The 16,677-nt window shown below is 70.4% G+C and carries 15 protein-coding genes; 4 read left to right on the top strand and 11 right to left on the bottom strand.

All coding sequences use genetic code 11. The annotated features are described in order from the left end of the window. Positions 1-67 precede the first annotated feature (67 nt). From EDD90_RS43080 to pgsA, 7 genes are all read right to left on the bottom strand, one after another. On the bottom strand, positions 68-820 hold the full coding sequence (locus EDD90_RS43080) for a YebC/PmpR family DNA-binding transcriptional regulator (RefSeq protein WP_123978499.1): 753 nt from the start codon (positions 818-820) through the stop codon (positions 68-70). Between the two features lie 52 nt (positions 821-872). Then, entirely contained in the window at positions 873-1,475 is a 603-nt protein-coding gene (pdxT, locus tag EDD90_RS43075; protein ID WP_123978498.1) for a pyridoxal 5'-phosphate synthase glutaminase subunit PdxT, read from the bottom strand. Beyond that, the gene (gene pdxS, locus EDD90_RS43070; protein WP_123978497.1) at positions 1,475-2,380 is read right to left on the bottom strand and encodes a pyridoxal 5'-phosphate synthase lyase subunit PdxS; all 906 of its coding nucleotides are present in this window, start codon (positions 2,378-2,380) and stop codon (positions 1,475-1,477) included. Before pdxS ends, pdxT begins: the two co-directional genes overlap by 1 nt. 105 nt (positions 2,381-2,485) lie before the next feature. Continuing rightward, on the bottom strand, positions 2,486-3,028 hold the full coding sequence (locus tag EDD90_RS43065) for a hypothetical protein (RefSeq protein WP_123978496.1): 543 nt from the start codon (positions 3,026-3,028) through the stop codon (positions 2,486-2,488). Positions 3,029-3,176: 148 nt separating this feature from the next. Then, the gene (locus tag EDD90_RS43060; RefSeq protein WP_123978495.1) at positions 3,177-4,337 is read right to left on the bottom strand and encodes a glycosyltransferase family 4 protein; all 1,161 of its coding nucleotides are present in this window, start codon (positions 4,335-4,337) and stop codon (positions 3,177-3,179) included. Continuing rightward, positions 4,334-5,242, bottom strand: coding sequence for a phosphatidylinositol mannoside acyltransferase (locus EDD90_RS43055; RefSeq protein ID WP_123978494.1), 909 nt, complete (start codon positions 5,240-5,242; stop codon positions 4,334-4,336). Before EDD90_RS43055 ends, EDD90_RS43060 begins: the two co-directional genes overlap by 4 nt. Beyond that, entirely contained in the window at positions 5,239-5,925 is a 687-nt protein-coding gene (gene pgsA / locus EDD90_RS43050; RefSeq protein WP_123978493.1) for a phosphatidylinositol phosphate synthase, read from the bottom strand. Before pgsA ends, EDD90_RS43055 begins: the two co-directional genes overlap by 4 nt. Before the next feature lie 280 nt (positions 5,926-6,205). Between pgsA and EDD90_RS43045 the strand changes: the two genes are divergently transcribed. Both EDD90_RS43045 and EDD90_RS43040 read left to right on the top strand, forming a co-directional pair. Continuing rightward, a complete protein-coding gene (locus tag EDD90_RS43045) occupies positions 6,206-8,404 on the top strand; it encodes an elongation factor G-like protein EF-G2 (protein WP_123982245.1) in 2,199 nt (732 codons plus the stop codon). 161 nt (positions 8,405-8,565) lie between these two features. Further along, on the top strand, positions 8,566-10,206 hold the full coding sequence (locus EDD90_RS43040; protein ID WP_123978492.1) for a hypothetical protein: 1,641 nt from the start codon (positions 8,566-8,568) through the stop codon (positions 10,204-10,206). A gap of 118 nt (positions 10,207-10,324) precedes the next feature. Here EDD90_RS43040 and EDD90_RS43035 read toward each other — a convergent pair whose 3' ends face one another. After that, positions 10,325-10,885 (bottom strand): HIT domain-containing protein, encoded by a 561-nt coding sequence (locus EDD90_RS43035; RefSeq protein ID WP_123978491.1) that lies wholly within the window; start codon positions 10,883-10,885, stop codon positions 10,325-10,327. Between the two features lie 67 nt (positions 10,886-10,952). Here EDD90_RS43035 and EDD90_RS43030 point away from each other — a divergent pair, with 67 nt between their 5' ends. Beyond that, positions 10,953-11,612: a potassium channel family protein gene (locus EDD90_RS43030; protein WP_123978490.1), complete on the top strand. Its 660-nt coding sequence runs from the start codon at positions 10,953-10,955 to the stop codon at positions 11,610-11,612. Between the two features lie 31 nt (positions 11,613-11,643). Here the strand turns inward: EDD90_RS43030 and thrS are convergent, their stop codons facing one another. From thrS to EDD90_RS43015, 3 genes are all read right to left on the bottom strand, one after another. Beyond that, positions 11,644-13,620, bottom strand: coding sequence for a threonine--tRNA ligase (thrS, locus tag EDD90_RS43025; RefSeq protein ID WP_123978489.1), 1,977 nt, complete (start codon positions 13,618-13,620; stop codon positions 11,644-11,646). A gap of 121 nt (positions 13,621-13,741) precedes the next feature. Further along, positions 13,742-14,977 carry a hypothetical protein gene (locus EDD90_RS43020; protein WP_123978488.1) on the bottom strand — a complete coding sequence of 412 codons (1,236 nt, stop codon included), beginning with the start codon at positions 14,975-14,977 and terminating at the stop codon, positions 13,742-13,744. Beyond that, on the bottom strand, positions 14,974-15,540 hold the full coding sequence (locus tag EDD90_RS43015) for a DUF4365 domain-containing protein (protein WP_093505297.1): 567 nt from the start codon (positions 15,538-15,540) through the stop codon (positions 14,974-14,976). Before EDD90_RS43015 ends, EDD90_RS43020 begins: the two co-directional genes overlap by 4 nt. A 169-nt stretch (positions 15,541-15,709) precedes the next feature. Between EDD90_RS43015 and EDD90_RS43010 the strand changes: the two genes are divergently transcribed. Continuing rightward, complete coding sequence (locus EDD90_RS43010; protein ID WP_123978487.1) at positions 15,710-16,435, top strand: 3'-5' exonuclease; 726 nt, start codon at positions 15,710-15,712, stop codon at positions 16,433-16,435. Positions 16,436-16,677: the final 242 nt, after the last annotated feature.

The raw sequence follows: 16,677 nt of genomic DNA, 5'->3' as shown, positions 1-16,677 counted from the left end.
CCGACACGACGACGGGCCGACGGGTGTGTCCCGTCGGCCCGTTGGGTCCGTGCAGCCCGTCGCGGCGTTACGCGTCGACCTTCTCCATGACCTCGTCGCTGACGTCGAAGTTGGCGAAGACGTTCTGCACGTCGTCGCTGTCCTCCAGCGCGTCGATCAGCTTGAAGATCTTCTTGGCGCCCTCCTCGTCCAGTTCGACCTGCATGGTCGGGACGAAGTTGGCCTCGGCGGAGTCGTAGTCGATCCCGGCGTCCTGGAGGGCGGTGCGGACGGCGACCATGTCGGTGGCCTCGCTGAGCACCTCGAAGGACTCGCCCAGGTCGTTGACTTCCTCGGCACCCGCGTCCAGGACGGCACCGAGGACGTCGTCCTCGGACAGCTCGCCCTTGGGGACGATCACCACGCCCTTGCGGTTGAACAGGTACGACACCGAGCCCGGGTCGGCCATGGAGCCGCCGTTGCGGGTCATGGCGACACGCACGTCGGAGGCGGCGCGGTTGCGGTTGTCGGTGAGGCACTCGATGAGCACCGCGACACCGTTCGGGCCGTAGCCCTCGTACATGATCGTCTCGTAGTCGGCGCCGCCGGCCTCGAGACCGCCGCCGCGCTTGACCGCGGAGTCGATGTTCTTGTTCGGGACCGACTGCTTCTTCGCCTTCTGGATGGCGTCGTAGAGGGTCGGGTTGCCTTCGATGTCGACGCCGCCCATGCGGGCCGCGACCTCGATGTTCTTGATCAGCTTCGCGAAGAGCTTGCCGCGCTTGGCATCGATCACGGCCTTCTTGTGCTTCGTCGTAGCCCATTTAGAGTGGCCGGACATCTGCCTGTCTCCTTCGCGTAACCCATCCAAACAACGAACGCCAGAGATCCTACTAGGACTCCGTCGCCCGGTCCGCGTGCACCATGTCGACGAACAGGGAGTGCACACGGTGGTCGCCGGTCAGTTCCGGGTGGAACGACGTGGCGAGCGCGTTGCCCTGGCGGACCGCGACGATGTGGCCGCCGTGCTCGGCGAGCACCTCGACGTCGGCGCCCACGGACTCGACCCAGGGGGCGCGGATGAACACGCCCTCTACAGGATCGCCGTCAACGCCGCGTACGTCGACCGCCGCCTCGAACGACTCGTTCTGCCGCCCGAAGGCGTTGCGGCGCACGATCATGTCGATGCCGCCGATCGTCTCCTGGCCCGAACGCGGGTCGAGGATCTTGTCGGCGAGCATGATCATGCCCGCGCAGGTGCCGTAGACGGGCATTCCGGCCCGCACGCGCGCGCGGAGGGGCTCCATCACGCCGAACAGGACGGCCAGCTTGGAGATCGTGGTGGACTCGCCGCCGGGTATGACCAGGCCGTCCACCTCGGCGAGTTCCTCGGGGCGCCGGACCGGCCTGGCCACGGCGTCGGCCGCGGCCAGGGCGATCAGGTGCTCCCGTACGTCGCCCTGGAGTGCGAGCACTCCGACTACGGGAGTGGTCATCACCAGCCCCGGTTCGCGTAACGCTCGGCCTCGGGGAGGGTGTCGCAGTTGATGCCGACCATGGCCTCGCCGAGGTTGCGGGACGCGTCCGCGATGATCTTCGGGTCGTCGTAGAAGGTGGTCGCCTTGACGATGGCGGCGGCGCGCTTGGCAGGGTCGCCGGACTTGAAGATGCCGGAGCCGACGAAGACGCCCTCGGCGCCGAGCTGGCGCATCAGCGCGGCGTCGGCCGGGGTGGCCACGCCACCGGCGGAGAACAGCACCACCGGCAGCTTGCCGAGCTCGGCGACCTCCTTGACCAGCTCGAAGGGGGCGCGCAGCTCCTTGGCGGCCGCGTAGATCTCGTTGTTGTCGCAGCCGCGCAGCTTGGCGATCTCACCCTTGATCTGGCGCAGGTGGCGGACCGCCTCGACGACGTTGCCGGTGCCGGCCTCGCCCTTGGAGCGGATCATGGCCGCGCCCTCGGCGATGCGGCGCAGGGCCTCACCGAGGTTGGTGGCGCCGCAGACGAAGGGGGTGGTGAACGCCCACTTGTCGGAGTGGTTGACCTCGTCGGCCGGGGTGAGGACCTCGGACTCGTCGATGTAGTCGACGCCGAGGGACTGCAGGACCTGGGCCTCGACGAAGTGGCCGATCCGGGACTTGGCCATGACCGGGATGGAGACGGCCTCGATGATGCCCTCGATCATGTCCGGGTCGGACATCCGGGCCACGCCGCCGTCCTTGCGGATGTCGGCCGGGACCCGCTCCAGGGCCATGACGGCGACGGCGCCCGCGTCCTCGGCGATCTTCGCCTGCTCCGGCGTGACGACGTCCATGATCACGCCGCCCTTGAGCTGCTCCGCCATGCCGCGCTTCACGCGGGCGGTACCGGTCTCGGGGGCCTGGTTGTCGGTGGTGGACACGGGTGACCTCGCTGAAGTGAAAGAGGGTTTCTGCGAACACCGAGAAAACGCGAGCGGACCAGTCCACAGCAAGGGCCAATGGGAAGCCGGTGGATCGTTTTGCGCCTAGGCGGCCCGCTCGACCAGCGCGGCCGGCGGTTCGTCGTCCATTTCGAAGGCCAGCGGGAAGGGGGCGTGTCCGGCCAGTCGGAACCACCTGACCTTGCGGTGTTCGCGGAGCCGGCGGGCCGCGCCGACGGCGTCGTTGTGGAAGCGGCGGGCCATCGGGACCCGGCGCACCGCCTCGGCCAGCTCGGTCGCGGCGGCCTCACCGCCGGGGGCCTCGCGGACCTCCTCGACCTGCCGCGGGTCCTCGAAGACCGCCCGCAGCGCCTGGCTCAGCTCGCTCTCGGCGACCTCCCGCTGCTCCTCCTCGGCCTGCCGGGCGGCGTGCGCGGCCTCGTACAGCACGATCGAGGCGGCAGGGTCCAGCACCCCCGAGGTCGCCAGTTCCTGGGCCACGGAGGCACGCCGCAGCAACTGGGCGTCCAGGGCCGCGCGAGCGGCGTCGATACGGGAGTGCAGCCGGTCGAGCCGCCCGGCGGTCCAGCTCAGGTACAGGCCGATCACCACGAGGGCGGCGAGGATCCAGATGAGCGTTGCGGTCACGGGCGGAACGCTATAGGAAGCGCCCGCAGCAGCGCCCCAAAGGGGCACGGGGCTGTATCCGATATGCGGCTACCGCCCCGTGGGCGCGACCAGCCACGACGGCGCCGCAGACGCACCACGGCGGCACCCCCGGCGCAGCGCTCAGCGCCTAGTCCCGCGCCAGTCCGAACCGCGCCCGCAGCCCCGACCGCTCGTCCGCCGCCACCGCCGCCGCGCCCGCCGTCACCGTCTCGTAGACCGACAGGATGTCCGCGCCCACCGTCGACCAGTCGAACCGGCGCACATGGACGCTGCCGCGCTCCCGTAGCTCGGCCCGGCGCTCGGGGTTCTCCAGCAGTCGTACCGCCGCCTCGGCCAGCGCGTCCGCGTCCTCGTTGGCGAACAGCTCGCCCGCCGCTCCCTGGTCCAGGACCTGGGTGAAGGCGTCGAGGTCGGAGGCGAGGACGGGAGCCCCGGCGGACAGCGCCTCGACCAGGATGATGCCGAAGCTCTCGCCGCCGGTGTTGGGCGCGATGTACAGGTCGAGACTGCGCAGGAAGCGGGCCTTGTCCTCGTCGCTGACCATGCCGAGGAACTCGACGCGGGAGCGCAGCTCGGCCGGCAGGGACTCGACCGCGGCCTCCTCGTCGCCCCGGCCGGCCACCAGGAGCCTGGCGCCCGGGCGGGCGGCCAGGATCTTGGGGAGGGCCTTCATCAGCACCGGGAGGCCCTTGCGGGGCTCGTCGATACGGCCGATGAAGCCGATGGTGTCGCCCTGCCACTCGGGGCGCGGCTCCGCCTTGGCGAAGAAGTCGACGTCCACGCCGTTGGGGATCACGACGGCGTCGCCGCCCAGGTGCTCGACCAGCGTGCGGCGGGCGTACTCGCTGACCGCGATCCGCGCGCTGATCTTCTCCAGGGCCGCCTGGAGGATCGAGTACGCGGCGATCATCGCGCGGGAGCGCGGGTTGGAGGTGTGGAAGGTAGCGACCATCGGGCCCTGCGCCGCCCAGCAGGTCAGCAGGCCGAGGGAGGGCGAGGTCGGCTCGTGGATGTGGACCACGTCGAAGGCGCCCTCGTGCAGCCAGCGGCGCACCCGCGCGGCGGACAGGAAGCCGAAGTTGAGGCGGGCCACCGAGCCGTTGTAGGGCACCGGGACCGCGCGGCCCGCCGAGACGACGTACGGCGGCAGCGGGGTGTCGTCGTCGGCGGGGGCGAGCACGGAGACGTCGTGGCCGAGGCGGATGAAGTACTCGGCGAGGTCACGGATGTGGAATTGGACCCCGCCCGGGACGTCCCAGGAGTAGGGGCAGACGATGCCGATCCTCACGACGGTCCCTTCGCGGGGTCGAGGTCCGCGAGCCACAACCGCTGCAGCATGTGCCAGTCCTCCGGATGGTCGGCGATCCCGGTGGCGAAGGCGTCGGCCAGCGCCTGTGTCATGACAGACGTCTTCGAGGTCCGGTCACCTGACTCGGGTACCTCGACCGGGGCGTGCACCCGGCCCTTCATGACGGGGGTGTCGTCGTACCAGAGCGTCACGGGGAGCAGGTACGCACCGGTCTGCTGGGCGAGCAGGGCGGGTCCGGCGGGCATCCGGGCCTTGTCGCCGAAGAAGTCGACCTCCACGCCCGACTCGGACAGGTCGCGGTCGGCGACCAGGCAGATCAGGCCGCCGTCGCGCAGTCTGCGGGCCAGGGCGGCGAAGGCGGTGCCGCCGCTGTGCGGGAGGACCTCCATGCCGAGGCCCTCGCGGTAGGCGACGAAGCGGTCGTAGAGGGTCTCCGGCTTGAGGCGTTCGGCGACCGTGGTGAACGGGGTGTTCAGCTCGGTGGTGACCCAGGCGCCGGCGAGATCCCAGTTGGCCAGGTGCGGCAGCGCGATGATCACGCCCCGGTCGGAGGCGAGGCCGTCGGTGAGGTGGTGGACGTCCTTGACGTCGAAGCCGCCGCGGATCCGCTCCTCGCTCCAGGCGGGCAGCCGGAAGGACTCCATCCAGTAGCGCAGGTACGACCGCATGCCCGCCCGCGACAGCTCACGCAGCCGCTCCGGGCTCGCGTCGGGCACCACGCGCGCGTAGTTGGACTCGAGGCGCTGGACGCCCTTGCCGCGCTGCCGCCAGGCGAGGTCCGCGATGGAGTCGCCCAGGCGCACGGCGACCGGCTCGGGGAGCCTCTTGACGGTGCTCCAGCCGATTCCGTACAGGGCGTCGGTGAGCCGGTCGGTGGGGGTCACTGCCCGGCCTCGCTGCCGCGGGAGCCGTGGGAGGCCTTCTCCCGCTCGGCCGCCGCCTCCGCCTCGGCGGACTCGCGACGCACCGTGACGACCCGCTGGATCAGGGTGACCAGGCTGCCGACGGCGACGATCCACAGGGCGATGGGGAGCAGGATCTGGATGCCCGGGACGCCGAACTTGTGGAAGCCGGCCAGACCGGCCGCCACCAGCGAGATCACCAGGCGTTCGGCCCGCTCGACCAGGCCGTTGACGGCCACCGGCAGGCCGATCGACTCACCGCGCGCCTTGGTGTACGACACCACCTGGCCGCTGGCCAGGCAGAAGATGGAGACCGCGCACAGGACGTTGTCGTTGCCGTTGCCCGCGTACCAGAGGGCGAAGCCGCCGAAGATCGCGCCGTCGGCGACCCGGTCCAGGGTGGAGTCCAGGAAGGCGCCCCAGCGGCTGGTGCGGCCCAGCTGGCGGGCCATGTTGCCGTCGACCAGGTCGGAGAACACGAAGAGCGTGATCACGATCGTGCCCCAGAAGAACTCGCCCCTGGGGAAGAAGACCAGTGCGCCCGCGACCACTCCGGCCGTGCCGAGGAGCGTGACCGTGTCCGGGCTCACGCCCCGGCGGATGAGAAACGCGGCGAACGGTGTGAGGACACGCGTGAAGAATGCACGCGCGTACTTGTTCAGCATGGCCTTCCCGACGGTCGTTGCGCCGTGCGGCCCCTGCTGGCCACCCCGGCTGGCCCATCGTAGCCACGCGTGCGTGTGTGCGACGGCTGGGCACTCGCAGTCGGCACCGGTGGCCGTCCGGGAAGGGCCCCACGGGCACGATCACGTCCTTCGTATGGACGCGCCGTGACGGGAGTGGAAAGCTCGAATAACCGCGGGCGTCATCGGAGCCGCCACCGCACGCGGCGCGCCATGCTCGCCCGCGCCCAACGAGACCTCACCGTGCACGGGAGGCATGACCATGGGCGACAAGATCAAGGAACACCCCGGGGCCGCCGGCAGGGCTACGGCGGCCGACCACCCCGCGTCCGTACGGAATGTGGTGCTGGTCGGCCACTCCGGATCGGGCAAGACGACATTGGTGGAAGCTCTCGCGCTGACCGCGGGAGCGGTGAACCGGGCGGGCCGTGTGGAGGACGGCGGCACCGTCTCGGACTACGACGACATCGAGCACCGGCAGCAGCGCTCCGTACAGCTGTCGCTGGTACCGGTCGACTGGAACGGAATCAAGATCAACATCCTGGACACCCCGGGATACGCCGACTTCGTCGGTGAGCTGAGGGCCGGTCTGCGCGCGGCGGACGCGGCCCTTTTCGTCGTCTCGGCCTCGGACGGGGTGGACGGCTCGACCCGGATGGTGTGGGAGGAGTGCGCGGCGGTCGGGATGCCGCGGGCGATCGTCATCACACACCTGGAGGCCGCCCGCGCGGACTTCGAGGAGATGACCCGGGTGTGCGCCGAGGCGTTCGGCGCCGACGACCCCGACGCCGTGCTCCCCCTCTACCTGCCCCTGCACGGCCCGCAGGGCCCGGACGGGCACGCGCCCGTGACCGGGCTGATCGGGCTGCTCACGCAGAAGCTGTTCGACTACTCCTCCGGGGAGCGCAAGGAGTCCGAACCGGGACCCGACCAGCTCCCGGACATCGACGAGGCCCGCAACCGGCTCATCGAGGGGATCATCTCGGAGAGCGAGGACGAGACGCTCATGGACCGCTATCTGGGCGGCGAGCAGATCGACCTCAAGACACTGATCGAGGACCTGGAGCGGGCCGTCGCACGCGGCGCGTTCTTCCCCGTCCTGGCCGCCGCCCCCGCGGCCGAGGGCGCCCGTCAGGGGCTCGGCACGGTGGAACTGCTGGAACTGGTCACAGGCGGCTTCCCAACGCCGTTCGAGCACCCCACGCCCGAGGTCACCACCGTCGACGGCAAGCCACGCGAGATCAAGCCGTGCGACACGGACGGTCCGCTGGTCGCCGAGGTGGTGAAGACCGCGTCCGACCCGTACGTCGGCCGGGTCTCGCTGGTCCGGGTCTTCTCCGGCACGCTGCGTCCCGACGAGACGGTCCATGTCTCCGGGCACGGCATGGCCGACCGCGGCCACGAGGACCACGACGTCGACGAGCGGATCGGCGCCCTGTCCACGCCGTTCGGCAAACAGCAGCGGCCGGTCACGCACGTCATCGCCGGTGACCTCGCGTGCGTGGCGAAGCTCGGCCGCGCGGAGACCGGGGACACCCTCTCCGGCAAGGACGACCCACTGCTCATGGAACCGTGGGAGATGCCCGACCCGCTGCTGCCGCTGGCCATCCAGGCGCACAGCAAGGCGGACGAGGACAAGCTGTCGCAGGGCCTGTCCCGCCTGGTCGCCGAGGACCCGACCATGCGTCTGGAGCAGAACCAGGACACCCACCAGGTGGTGCTGTGGTGCCTCGGCGAGGCCCACGCGGACGTCGCCCTGGAACGGCTGCGCAGCCGCTACGGCGTCCAGGTCGACGTCGTACCGCACAAGGTGTCCCTGCGGGAGACGTTCGCCGGGAAGTCCGCCGGGCGCGGCCGGCACGTCAAGCAGTCCGGCGGGCACGGGCAGTTCGCGATCTGCGAGATCGAGGTGGAGCCGCTGCCGGGCGGCTCGGGCATCGAGTTCGTCGACAAGGTGGTCGGCGGCGCGGTGCCCCGGCAGTTCATCCCGTCGGTCGAGAAGGGCATCAGGGCCCAGGCCACCAAGGGAGTCGCCGCCGGCTACCAACTGGTCGACGTGCGGGTCACCCTGCTCGACGGCAAGGCCCACTCGGTGGACTCCTCCGACGCCGCCTTCCAGACGGCGGGCGCGCTGGCGCTGCGGGAGGCCGCGGCCGACGCGAAGATCCATCTGCTCGAACCGGTGGCCGAGGTGAGCGTCCTGGTCGGCGACGACTACGTGGGCGCGGTGATGAGCGATCTGTCCGGTAGGCGCGGCCGGGTCCTCGGCACCGAGCAGACCAGCGGCGGGCGCACCCTCATCAAGGCCGAGGTGCCCGAGTTCGAGATCGGCCGCTACGCGGTCGACCTGCGCTCTCTCTCGCACGGCACGGCCCGGTTCAGCCGCTCGTACGCGCGGCACGAGCCGATGCCGCCGCAGATCGCCGAGAAGATCCGCGAACAGGTGAAGGAGGCCTCCTAGTTGATCCGGTAGTCGACAACACAGGTGTTCGGCGGGCGGCTTCGGCCGTCCGCCGACGGTTGTCGGTGGCTGGGGATACTCTGAGTACTTGATCAACAGGTGTGCGGAGTACGGAAGTCGGGAAGGCCGCAGGAGCGGGACGGCGGCAAGTGGGGGCGGGAATGAGCTTCGAGGACTTCTTCGGGCCGCAGGTGCCCAGGCCGGGCGGCGAGGCGCAGGCCCCGACCTATGCCCTGGCCTCGGCGGCCTACCGGGACACACCCATGGAGGAGATCAAGAAGGCCGACAACGAGTGGCACCAGTCCACGGTCAACGAGGGCCGCAAGTGGGCGAAGATCTTCCGGCCCAACTTCGGTGAGGCGTACTCCCAGGCGGTCATCGACCGCATGCTGGGCGTCGACCGCAAGCCGCTGATCCAGTCCTTCGGCAGCGAGCCCCAGGTGGTCGTCGAGCACTGCCTCGCCGCCAACCGCATCCGCAAGGAGCGCGACCAGCGGCTTACCGCCGTCATGTTCCTGTTCGGTGTGCTCTTCCTGCCCGGCCTGGCGGTCTGGCTGCTGGTCTTCCAGCTCCGCGCCACCATGCTGAAGAACGGCAACAAGCGGGTCTCCGGGCTCGGCAGCGCCCTGCTGGCCGCCGTCGGCGTCCTCGCGGTGATCTTCCTGATCCGGATGCCGCTCACCGGCTTCTGGGGATGGTACGCACGCGGCTGCATCGTGCTCCCCGTGGTCGGCTGGTACCTGGCCAAGCGGCTGTGCGAGAGCACCGCGCAGAGCCTGCGCGCGGCCTGGGACGGTCTGCTCTCCGGCGGCAGCGTCGGTGCGAAGGTCCCCGAGGCGGTGCCGACCAGCCCCGACCAGGCGGCGGCCGAGCAGCTGCGCCAGTCGCTGGCCCGGCTCAGCGCCGAGCAGCAGTCCAACTCGGTCTTCTACGCCGGCTCCAAGGGCATACTCGGCATGGGCACCCGCTGGGGCTCCTGGCACCTCGCGGAGGAACTGGTCCCTCTGGACCCGGTCAAGGGCGTGCACGAGTTCCGCGCGTGGACGGTCATCCGGGAGGTCGAGAAGGAACTGAGCGTGCTGCACCGGCAGCACCTCAAGACCGGCGGCTTCCCGGAACCGCAGGTCAAGCACTGGATCGTCACCCATGTCGGAGAGGGCGCCAAGGCGGTGTCCCGGCCCGAGGGGGACTACCGGGTGGGCCCCGGCGACGTGGAGAGGATCTGCAACAACAACCACTTCGACAAGGGCGAGCGGCACTATCTGGGCGTGCAGTGGCCGAACCTCTGGAACGGCGAACTGATCATCACGATGATGGTCACCGTGACCGTGCTGAAGGAGACCCTCCGCATCGAGGTCACCGGACACGCCCTGGGCCCACTCAGCGGGTTCTTCAGCAGCAAGCCGGAGGCACCCACCAAGACGGTCGCCAAGACCGTGAAGTTCTGGGAGACCCGGACCATCAAGCTGCCGCTGGTCACCCCGGACGAGGTGGTCCGGCTCGCCGCACGGGCGACGCTCAGCTGGTACCCGCCGCTGCTGAAGTGGCTCGGCGGTTCGATAGGCCTGCCCGAGCCGTTCGGCCTGCGGCACGCCTGGGCCGACCAGCCCTGGAACCACCGCTTCATGGCCGACGACGCGCTGCGCGCGGCCACGCCGATACTGCGTGCGGTGCACCGGGCCGCGTTCACCGTGCTCCAGGAGCACGACGTCAACATGGACAAGTTCAACGCGCGGGCGGGATCGCTCAGCGGGGCGGTCCAGGAGGCGTCGCCGAAGAAGGCCGACAAGTACGACGCGTGAGCCTCCGGCGGTTCGGCCGAAGAGGTGGGTGCGGGCACCGGCCCTGGGGGCTGCCGCCCCCCAGACCCCCGCTTCGGCCTGAACGGCCTCGTCCTCAAACGCCGGACGGGCTACGTGTTCATGCCGTCGGCCAAGCCTCGGCCAGCATCTTCCTGGTGTCGGCCAGCAACTGCGGCAGCACGCGTGTGTGGCCCACCACCGGCATGAAGTTCGTGTCGCCACCCCACCGCGGCACGATGTGCTGGTGCAGGTGGGCCGCGATACCGGCGCCCGCCACCGAGCCCTGGTTCATGCCGATGTTGAAGCCGTGGGCGCCGGACGCGCTGCGCAGCGCGGTCATCGCCTGCTTCGTCAGCTCGGCCAGCTCGGCCGTCTCCGGGCCAGTCAGGTCCGTGTAGTCGGCGACATGGCGGTACGGGACCGTCATCAGGTGGCCGCCGTTGTACGGGTAGAGGTTGAGCACCGCGTAGACGTGCTCGCCGCGCCGGACGATCAGCCCGTCCTCGTCGGACTTGGCCGGGATCGAGCAGAAGGGACAGCCGTCGTCGGCCCCCGGGCCGGTCGGCTTGTTCTCACCCTGGATGTAGGCCATCCGGTGGGGCGTCCACAGGCGCTGGAACGCGTCCTGCGTCCCCACTCCGATCTGCTGTTCCGGCTCACTCGTCATGCTAGGCAGCATATGGCTTCGCCCGTTCGCGGCGTGTCGCCGGGGCCGGGAGAACCCGGTCGACGGCGAAGCTGGGCGGATGGACGACGGCAGCCGGCTGGACCGCTGGGATCGCGGGACCGACCTCCCTCTCGGCATCGCGTCACTGGTCTTCCTGGGCTCGTACGCGGTGCATGTGCTGGAGCCGAACCTGCCCGGGGCCGTACACGCCGTCCTCCTGACACTGACCTACGGGACCTGGGCGATGTTCGCCGTCGACTACGCGGTGCGCTGGCGGCTCAGCGGCGAGGGCCCGCGGTTCGTACGGCGGCACTGGCTGGACACCGTCGTGCTGGTGCTGCCCCTGCTGCGGCCACTGCGGGTCGTACGGACCTACGAGGCGATGCAGCGGCGGCACGGTGAGCCCCGGCTCGGGCTGCACGCGCGCGTGGCGACCTACTCGGCGCTGTCGATCGCACTGCTGGGCTTCGCGGGGGCGCTCGCCGTCTACCAGGCCGAACGCTCGGCCCCGGACGCGACGATCCTGACCTTCGGCGACTCCCTCTGGTGGACCTGCGAAACCCTCAGCACCGTCGGCTACGGCGATTTCGTCCCGGTGACCGCCACGGGCCGGATCATCGCGGTCGGGCTGATGGCCTGCGGTCTGGCGCTGCTGGGCACGGTCACGGGGTCGTTCTCGTCGTTCCTGATGCAGCGGTTCTCGCTGGGCGACGAAGAGCAGAGGCCCCCGGAGAAGTGATCTCCGAGGGCCCCTTCGAAGCCGGGCGGGGTCAGACCTGGGTCCGCTCCTCGACCACCTTCACGATCTTGGCGATGGCCTCGTCGAACGGGATGCCGTTCTCCTGCGAGCCGTCGCGGTAGCGGAAGGAGACCGAACCGGCCGCCATGTCCTCGTCGCCCGCGATGACCATGAAGGGCACCTTCTGCTTCTGGGCGTTGCGGATCTTCTTCTGCATACGGTCCGAGGAGCCGTCGACCTCGACGCGCAGGCCCTTCTTCTTGGCCTCGGCGGCGAACTTCTGCAGGTACTCGACGTGCCCGTCGCCGATCGGGATGCCCACCGCCTGCACCGGCGCCAGCCAGGCCGGGAAGGCGCCCGCGTAGTGCTCCAGGAGCACCGCGAAGAACCGCTCGATGGAGCCGAACAGGGCGCGGTGGATCATCACCGGACGCTGCTTGGAGCCGTCGGCGGAGGTGAACTCCAGGTCGAAGCGCTCGGGCAGGTTGAAGTCGAGCTGGACGGTCGACATCTGCCAGGTGCGGCCGATGGCGTCCTTGGCCTGCACGGAGATCTTCGGCCCGTAGAAGGCGGCGCCGCCCGGGTCGGGGACGAGCGGGAGGCCCTGCTTCTCGGCGACCGCGCGGAGCGTCTCCGTGGCCTCCTCCCAGACCTCGTCGGAGCCGACGAACTTCTCCGGGTCCTTGGTGGACAGCTCCAGGTAGAAGTCGGTGAGGCCGTAGTCGCGCAGCAGGTTCAGGACGAAGGTGAGCGTCTTGTCGAGCTCCTCCGCCATCTGCTCCTTGGTGCAGTAGATGTGCGCGTCGTCCTGGGTGAAGCCGCGGGCCCGGGTCAGGCCGTGCACGACACCCGACTTCTCGTACCGGTACACGGTCCCGAACTCGAAGAGGCGCAGCGGCAGTTCACGGTAGGACCGGCCGCGCGCGTCGAAGATCAGGTTGTGCATCGGGCAGTTCATGGGCTTGAGGTAGTAGTCCACGCCCTCGTCGAGCTGCATGGGGGGGTACATGCCCTCGGCGTACCAGTCCAGGTGCCCGGACGTCTCGAAGAGCTTCCCCTTCGTGGCGTGCGGGGTGTAGACGAACTCGTAGCCCTCCTCCTCGTGCCGGCGGCGCGAGTAGTCCTCCATCACGCGGCGGACGATGCCGCCCTTGGGGTGGAAGACGGCGAGGCCGGAACCGATCTGCTCCGGGATGGAGAACAGGTCCAGCTCGTTGCCCAGCTTGCGGTGGTCGCGCTTCTCGGCCTCGGCGAGGAAGTCCAGGTACCCCTTCAGCTCGTCCTTGGACGGCCAGGCGGTGCCGTAGATGCGCTGGAGCATCGGGTTCTTCTCGCTGCCGCGCCAGTAGGCGGCCGCGTTGCGCATCAGCTTGAACGCCGGGATCAGGCGGGTGGACGGCAGGTGCGGGCCGCGGCAGAGGTCCTTCCAGCACAGCTCGCCGGTCTTGGCGTCCAGGTTGTCGTAGATCGTCAGCTCACCGGCGCCGACCTCGACATCCGCGCCGTCGTCGCTCGACGCCGAGCCCTTGAGGCCGATCAGTTCCAGCTTGTACGGCTCGTTCGCCAGCTCCTCGCGGGCCGCCTCGTCGGTGACCACGCGGCGGGCGAACTTCTGCCCGCGCTTCTGGATCTCCTGCATCTTCTTCTCGATGGCCTTGAGATCCTCGGGCGTGAACGGCTTCGCCACGTCGAAGTCGTAGTAGAAGCCGTCCTTGACCGGCGGGCCGATGCCCAGCTTGGCCTCGGGGAAGATCTCCTGGACGGCCTGGGCCATGACGTGCGCGGTGGAGTGACGCAGGATGTTGAGACCGTCCTCGGACGAGATCTCGACGCCCTCGACGGTCTCGCCGTCCTTCACCTCGTACGCGAGGTCCCTGAGCTCACCGCCCACCCGGGCGGCGACGATCGAGCGCTCGCCGGCGAAGAGCTCGGCGGCCGTAGTGCCCGTCGTCACCACGCGCTCTTCCCGCTCGGAATCGCGTTGGATGATCACACGGACGTCTGACACCGGTCTCTCCTGACTGAAGGCGGATGCGGGCGCCGTACCAGGAGCGCGCGCAATACCGGATCGTACCGACCCGGCCCCGCCGACTGCGAAACGGTCACACTTTGTGAAGCACCGTTCCCGGTCAGTCGCAGTCGTCCCCGTGGCAGGCTTCCTCGAAGAAGTCGAGGTTCTCCTGGAGGGACTTCAGCAGCCGGTCCCGGTCGGCCTCCTCCACCTGCACCGGTACGACCCCGGAGGCGCCGGACAGCCGTCGGAAGCCGCCCCGGCTCTCCAGGCGGCCGTGCACCCGCACCGGGAGTCCGACGAGGTGGGCCTGCCCGGCGATCCGGTAGTCCTCCTCGTCGAGGGTGAGCCGGACGTACGGCACCTCGGCCCCGGCGATCACCCGCAGCCGGACCGCGCCCTCGCCGCGCGGGTCGGAGCGGCGCATCCGGACCACGGTTCCGGTGACGCGGACCGCGACGGAGGGTTCCTCACGCAGATAGCGGGCTCCGGCCTCGCGCAGCACGGGCAGGTCGCCGGGCGAGAACTCGACGGGCTCGGTGGTGGCCGCGCAGTCGTCGGGGACCCCGGCGCCCGGCGCCCACTCCACGGAGATGCGGGCCCCTTCGGTCCCGCGCACGAGCGTGACGAGGGCGTCGGTCAGTTCGCGGCTCACGCCGGCCTCGACGGCTCCGTCGAAGGCGTCCATGCCGCCGGTGGCCCGCTGGTAGTCGATGGCCTCGCGGGCCGCGTACAGGGCCTGGTGGAGGCGGACGGCGAGGGGCCGGCCGGTGCCCACGGGCACGAAGGCGGCCAGGCCGCGCCCGCCCTCCGCCGAGCCGACGAGGACGGACTCCAGCAGCGCGGCGGCCGCGCGCTTGTGTCGGGCGCCGTAGTAACCGGCACGCGCACGGGTGGCGAGCGCACCGGCCAGCAGGGTCTGCCGGGCGGCGGTGCGCAACTGCTCCTCGACGGTCCAGGACGCGGTGTCCGCCGGCCCGCTGGGCACGTCCCGCCACCAGCGGATCTCGTCGCTGGGCACGGCGAGCCCCACCAGCACCTCGCGCGCGGCGGGCGTACCGCTGCGCACCAGAGCCGTGAGCGCCTCCCCGAGCAGGTCGTCACTGTCCGGGAAGGCGCGGCTCTCGGGTACCAGCAGGCTGGTGCCGGTGTTGCCCGGCCCGGGTGGGGTCCAGCGGCCGTACCGTCCCGGTGCTCCCCCGCGCCGCTGCCAGCCGTGCCGGCGCAGCAGGGCGCCGAGCACGGCCGGGTCGACGTCGGCGGGCTCGGGGGGATGGTTCCAGTGGGGCCCGTGGAGATCGTCGGGATGCGGCCTGACCTCCCGCAACTGCTCCTCGTACGGACGGTGCCTCATGGTCGTCCTCCCGTCCCGACCCGCGTCATGATCTCGCAGAGCGCCCGGTCGTCGAAGATGCGCGAGGTCGGGACCCGCACGGTGGTCCGGTGGCGGCCGGTGATCGGGTGCCCTGCCAGGTTGACCCAGTAGCAGCAGTGGCGCAGATCGAGCCGGTCGTGGCTGGCGCGCAGCCAGTCGTCCTGGGAGCGCGGGACCAGCATCACCACCAGGATCTTGTGCACGGACACCGGTGTGCGGGCGAGCTTGCGCAGGTGGTCGTTGTCGAGCGTGAAGGAGAAGAAACGTCCCGGCGGGTTGGGTGCGATCTGGTACGTGCACTTGAGCTGCACCTTTATGGTCACCTCGTCGTCGACGGTGTGCCCGGGCGAGCCATGGCTGACGTGCCAGTCGATGCCGTTGTCCGGAAACGGCTGGGACAGCGAGCAGCCGGCCGCCGCCGCGACGGCATGCAGATAGCCCACCTGCAGTGTCTCCATGCAGGCGGTGGTCGCGAGTGTGCCGCGATGGGGGCCCGTACGTTCGGGCAGCAGCCCGCCCCGTTCGGGCTGCGCTATCGCCATGACCAACAGCCTTCCCAGCCAAAGAGTTTCCCCGTGGCGGGCCGCTGAACTGCAAAGACCCGCACTCCTGTTGTGTCCTTCCGGCGTACGTCGCAAACGGCCCGGGTATCACCAAACAGGCAGAAGACGGAACGTCACCTGCCGTGGGTGAACGAGGAGTTGTGTAGACATGACGTGCTGGTACGAGGGGCCCCTGGCCGCCTTCGACACGGAGACCACGGGCGTTGATGTCGAGACCGACCGGATCGTGTCGGCCGCCGTCGTCGTCCAGGACGCCCCGGGCACCCGGCCGAGGGCGACCCGCTGGCTGGTGAACCCGGGCGTGCCGGTGCCGGAAGGCGCCACGGCGGTGCACGGGCTGACGGACGAGCATCTGCAGCGCAACGGCCGCTGGCCGGCGCCGGTGATGCATGAGATAGCCGAGGAGCTGGCCGAACACGCGGCGATGCGCCGCCCGTTGGTGGTGATGAACGCGCCGTTCGATCTGACTCTGCTGGACCGCGAGTTGCGCCGCCATCGGGCGTCGTCGCTGGACCGCTGGTTCGAGGCGAGCCCGCTGCTCGTGCTCGACCCCCGGGTCCTGGACAAACATCTGGACCGCTACCGCAAGGGCCGCCGCACCCTGACCGACCTGTGCGCGCACTACGAGGTCACCCTGGAGGGTGCGCACGACGCGGGCGCGGACGCGCTCGCGGCCCTGGAGGTCGTACGGGCGCTGGGCCGCCGTTTCGCGACCCGGCTTGAGCGCCTGACCCCGGCCGAGCTGCACACGCTGCAGACGACGTGGCACGCGGCCCAGGCGCGTGGCCTTCAGGCGTGGTTCACGCGCAGCGGCACACCGGAGACGGTGAACCAGGACTGGCCGCTGCGGCCGGAGCTGCCGACGGCGGCGTGAGGGGCGGAGCGCCAACCCTGGCGCCCCGTCTTTCGCCTGGTGTCTTGTGAGAAGGACCCGGCGTTCACGCCGGCAGGAATCGCATCCCGTGACGGCGACGCGAAGCCTCGCCGTATCCGGCCCGTGGGTGCGGAGCGCCACCGCGCTCCCCCGACGGAGCCGCGTGAAGGTGAATATGTGTTCCCATGTTCGCCGACGGGGGTAGTGGCGGCGAGAGTGGGGTGTGGGTGTGCGGATCTCGC

The sequence above is a fragment of the Streptomyces sp. Ag109_O5-1 genome, from assembly GCF_003814875.1.
Lineage (GTDB): Bacteria > Actinomycetota > Actinomycetes > Streptomycetales > Streptomycetaceae > Streptomyces > Streptomyces sasae.
The sequence above is the reverse complement of the archived record's forward strand: the minus strand, read 5'-3'. Positions and strand labels throughout refer to the sequence as shown.